Annotated in this window: 2 protein-coding genes; both read right to left on the bottom strand. The window is 66.4% G+C overall.

Annotated elements, in window-relative coordinates:
* Positions 1-29: 29 nt before the first annotated feature.
* Positions 30-1,286 (bottom strand): ISKra4 family transposase, encoded by a 1,257-nt coding sequence (locus G6O54_RS36820; RefSeq protein ID WP_165236097.1) that lies wholly within the window; start codon positions 1,284-1,286, stop codon positions 30-32.
* Entirely contained in the window at positions 1,202-1,432 is a 231-nt protein-coding gene (locus G6O54_RS36815) for a hypothetical protein (protein ID WP_165236094.1), read from the bottom strand. Before G6O54_RS36815 ends, G6O54_RS36820 begins: the two co-directional genes overlap by 85 nt.
* Positions 1,433-1,532 lie beyond the last annotated feature (100 nt).

The following is a 1,532-nucleotide window of genomic DNA, read 5'->3' as shown; positions in this document are numbered from 1 at the left end:
GGGTAGGCGTCTTATGAGTGGGTAGACTTTCATGCAGCCATTCGGCGATTGGCCCAGAACGCGGTCCAGAGGCCGGGCTCGCTCATGTAGAGTCCTCGAAGGTGTCCCATGCCGTCGCCCCCCTCGTGCCCCCAGCGCATGCCCGTACCATTCATCCGCTCGTTGATCACCAGCTTGCAGCCGGCCTCTACCGGGCCCGAGCCGATTTGCCAGCCTTTGGCCCGGTAGGTCGGATAGTCCATCCGATGCTGCTGGTTGCGGAAGTAGGTCACCAGCTCATCCCGGGCCCCTTTGACACGCGGATTGGCGGCGAGGTCCAGGCCCTCCAGCCAGGCCAGCATCGCGGCGCCCCCCTCGTGCTTCAGCCGATGTGACCACTCCGCGTGCGCCGCCTTCGCTTCGGCCTCGTCGCCGTGCCAGGCCTTGGCGAAATCCCCCAGGTGCTCGCTGGCGTGATAGAAGTCCAGGATCACCTCGTCGATCCGCCCGAAGTGCCGCCTCAGCAGGTCCTCAAGCCCGGCCCCACCGTCGCACACGGCGATCCAGCGTTGCGCCTCGCTCATCCCCACTCGAGCGGCCATGTGCCGCAGCGGCTCGGCCACGGCCTCCTGGCCTTCGGCGCTGGTGACATATCTCGTCTGCCAGGGGGGCCGGCGACGGCTCGGGGCGGCCCATCGGTCACGGCCTTCGGGGATCGGGTTATAGACCATGCCCACCGCGATCATCTCCCCCGGGGCCGTGGCCCCGCCGGGCCCCTGCTTGCGGATCCCCGTCAGGTCGATCGACACGTAGGCGCAGGTCTTCCCCTCGGCATCCTTGTGCCAGTCCCAGGGGCGAGCTTCGTCGAAGGGGACCTTGGACTCGATGGCTCGGCCTACCTCGGCGCCTATGGCTTCGGCGGTCCGCTCCACGGTCGACTCGGCGACGTCCAGTCCGCACATCCGCGGCAGGGCGATGTCGGCGGCCTTGGCGAAGCTCTCGCGGGCGGCCGCCAGACTGACCAACTCGGCGGCGCCGGAGGTCAGGTCGCCGCCATCCAGGCCGAAGGCGGCATCGGCGGGGAAGTGGCCCGCCTTGCAGTGGGGGCAATGGTAGTAGCCGCGATCGAAGCGGAGGGGGCCCAAGGCCGAGACATACCCCTTGGGCCGATAGCCCTTGAAGCGGGCGTCCTCGGAGCAATGGGGGCATGTCGTGCTGGACCCTACATACCCCCTTTTTTCCGCTGCTGGGCAGCGGCCTGGAGGGCCTTGGCTCCTACCTGATGGACCATATCCCGGAGCTCGAATTCGGTCTCGCCGAAGAGCTTGTTGTCCGGCTTGGAGGCCAACAACTCGGCCATCGCCCTGAGGTCCGCGTCGAAGGCGGAGCGAAACGACTCGTAGAGCTCCTGGGCGCGACGGGCCTGTTTATCGGGGAGATGCTCGAAGGACATGATGAAAACCCTCCGTGAACAGAAGACTACTGATTCCGAGACAACGCATCCAAGACCTCTGTTCTACGAAATTTCCCGCCCACTTTCGACACGCTTACCC

The organism is Aquisphaera insulae, from assembly GCF_011064615.1.
GTDB classification, from domain to species: domain Bacteria; phylum Planctomycetota; class Planctomycetia; order Isosphaerales; family Isosphaeraceae; genus Aquisphaera; species Aquisphaera insulae.
The sequence above is the reverse complement of the archived record's forward strand: the minus strand, read 5'-3'. Positions and strand labels throughout refer to the sequence as shown.

Excerpts from the sequence above, each read along its gene's own strand:
- G6O54_RS36815 (WP_165236094.1), bottom strand. The coding sequence starts at position 1,432 with ATGTCCTTCGAGCATCTCCCCGATAAACAGGCCCGTCGCGCCCAGGAG.